1 protein-coding gene is annotated in these 816 nt (G+C 60.8%); it reads left to right on the top strand.

What is annotated here, in order from left to right; genetic code table 11:
• Positions 1-65: 65 nt before the first annotated feature.
• A partial coding sequence (gene istA, locus MXAZACID_RS17350) for an IS21 family transposase (RefSeq protein WP_008495889.1) occupies positions 66-816 on the top strand: 751 nt, incomplete at its 3' end.

Here is an 816-nt window from a genome sequence, read left to right as displayed (position 1 = left end):
GAGATTTGACCCATGTTTGACTGTTTCCCCGTCTGGAACTGGCGGGGGCGAACGGAGTGTTGGACATGGCATTTTTGAGCATTATCCGCCGGTGGCATAAGCGTGAGCATGTGCCGATCCGGGAGATTTCCCGGCGGCTTGGGGTGTCGCGGAACACGATCCGCAAATATCTTCGATCTGATCTGGTGGAACCGAGATTTCAGGTGCCGGATCGGCCGAGCAAGCTGGACCCGTACGCGGAGAAGCTGGCGGCATGGCTGCGACGTGAGGCGAGCCGGCCGCGCAAGCAGCGGCGGACGGTGAAGCAGCTGTACGGCGACCTTGTCAGCCTTGGCTATGACGGTTCCTACAACCGTGTATCGGCCTTTGCCCGGGCCTGGAAGGAGGAGTGCCAGCGTCTGCAGCAGACCGCCGGGCGTGGCACTTTCGTGCCGTTGGCGTTTGCGCCAGGCGAAGCGTTCCAGTTCGATTGGAGCGAGGATTTCGCGGTCATCGGGGGTGTCCGCCTGAAGCTGCAGGTGGCGCATACCAAGCTGTCATACAGCCGCGCCTTCATCATCCGAGCCTATCTGCTGCAGACACATGAGATGCTGTTTGACGCGCATACCCACGCCTTCCGGGCGCTTGGCGGTGTGCCGCGGCGCGGCATTTACGACAATATGAGCACTGCCGTGGACAAGGTCGGCCGCGGCAAGGAGCGCAGCGTCAATCTGCGTTTCCAGGCGATGACCAGCCATTATCTTTTTGAACCTGATTTCTGCAATCGTGCGGCAGGTTGGGAGAAGGGGCAGGTTGAGAAGAACGTCCAGGATGCCC

Source organism: Acidocella sp. MX-AZ02 (genome assembly GCF_000306035.1).
Classification (GTDB): Bacteria; Pseudomonadota; Alphaproteobacteria; order Acetobacterales; family Acetobacteraceae; genus Acidocella; species Acidocella facilis.
Note: the sequence above shows the minus strand (reverse complement) of the source record. Positions and strands in the feature narration are given on the sequence as shown.